A 1,861-nucleotide genomic window follows, 5' to 3' on the forward strand; every position below is an offset into this window, starting at 1 on the left:
GGTTCGGGTGGGAGACGCGGGCGCGGCGGGTCGAGCGGTCCTCCCGGCGGCGGGGGGCATGAGCCGCTGCGTGACGGCCCCGTCCGGCGGGGCGCACGACTCGCGCGTCCGCACGTCCGCGCCGCGCTCCCGCGACCGCACGGCGCGTGCCACCAGCGGTCCCACGTCCCGGCGCGACCCACTGGTGGACGACACGGCACACACTTCGTCAATCCCCCATTCCCCCTGGTTCCGGCCTCGGCCGATGATTGTGCGCCACGGAGGGGGCCTTGCCGCAAGCCCCCCGGTGCGCTATACGTTGAGAGTGGAAAGGAGCGGCTCGCCTCCTTTCCCTTTTTCTTTTCTCGCCCCCTTCCGCGTCCTCTGCCTGGACGGATGAAGGTGCGGGCGTGTCTGCCCTGGCTGACGATGGGAGCGGGACCGCGCCCCTCGGGACGCGGTCGCACACCGCCCACGTCGTCGAGCCGAGGGAGCGTCGGATGCGAGCGGACGACCACGCACCCGGACGGACGACAGGGGACGGGCAGGAAGCCGAGGAACTGCTGCGCCGCTGCGCGCGGGACCTGATGGACGTCGCCGACGGCCTCCGCGAGGTGTCCGAGCGCACCGGCGCCACCCTGTTCGCACCGTCCCTTGCCGCGTCCGTGCGTGAACGTCCGCGTACGGGGCTCGCCGCGCGCTGGGCGCTGCTGCGGGCCCTGACCGGAGCAGGGGGGCTGGGCGGCCGGGTCGGCGCGACACCGCACGGCACGGGCCGGCTGCTCGGCGCGGCCCGGGTGGTGCTGGGCCGGGAGAGCCTGGCCACGCTGGTCGCGGTCGGCTCGCTGCGCTTGCGGATGGCCGCCGTCCTGGCCGGTCACCCCGGGTACGAACGTGATCCGGGCATGCGCCGGCTGACCGACGCCGTCGCCGCGGACAGGGATCCGGAGGCCGTACGGTCCCTGCGCGCCCTGTTCCGGGACCGCGGCGCCCAGCGCGCCCTGTCGGGGCTCACCCCCCTGATGACCGAACTTCTCGCGGTCCGCGCCCTGTTGGACGGGGAGCCAGGACCCGACCGGGCCCGCCGGAAGGGGGCCTCTGACCGCACACCGGCCGCTCACGCCGCACCGTCGGCCGGCGCCGCACCGTCCGCCACCACGGCGCCCTCGGCGGGTTCCGCACCGTCGGCCGGCGCCGCACCGTCCACCGCCCCCGCACCGTCGGCCGGCCCCGCAGGACCCACCAGCGCCGCACAGTCCACCAGCGCCGTCCGCGCCTCCGGCGCCACTCCGAGTACCGGTGCCTTCCACCCCGGCCGACGTGACCCCGGCGACGGCGCCGCCGAGGCCGTGGGGCTCACCGTCCAGGAGCGGCAGATCGTCGCCACCGAGGGCTCCTTCCTCGGCTATCTGCGCAACATCGAGGTGCTGTCCGGTGACGGGCGGATCCTCGTGCAGAACGTGCGTGGCCCGGACGGTGTCGTACGGTACGTCGTCCAGGTGCCCGGCACCGCACCCGGCCGCCCCCGCCCCACCTCGCCGCGGGACTTCGCCGACGCCTGGGGCGCCCTGTTCCGGACCGACTCGCCGCACACCCGGTCGGTCCTGCTCGCCCTGCGGGACCACGGCATCCCGCACGGCGCCGAACTCGCCCTCATCGGGCACGGCGAGGGGGGCGTCGCGCTGCTGAACCTCGCCCGGGACCCGGAGTTCTGCCGTGCCCACCGGGTCACCCACGTGATCGCCGTCGGCTCCCCGCCGGAAGACGGCGGCACCGCCGACCCGCGCACCCGGATCATCCGCGTCACCAACCAGCACGACCTGGTGGCCGTTCCCGACGGCGGCCGGACGCCGTTGTGTGCGCGTGTGCGGGGGTGTGCGCG

Annotated in this window: 1 protein-coding gene; it reads left to right on the forward strand. The window is 75.8% G+C overall.

Annotation, left to right across the window (positions count from 1 at the left end; all coding sequences use genetic code 11):
- Positions 1–479: 479 nt before the first annotated feature.
- Positions 480–1,861 (forward strand): hypothetical protein (locus V7E45_RS40040; protein WP_333779210.1); only part of this gene is annotated, 1,382 nt, incomplete at its 3' end.

The organism is Streptomyces sp. IBSBF 3136, assembly GCF_036815105.1.
Classification (GTDB): Bacteria; Actinomycetota; Actinomycetes; order Streptomycetales; family Streptomycetaceae; genus Streptomyces.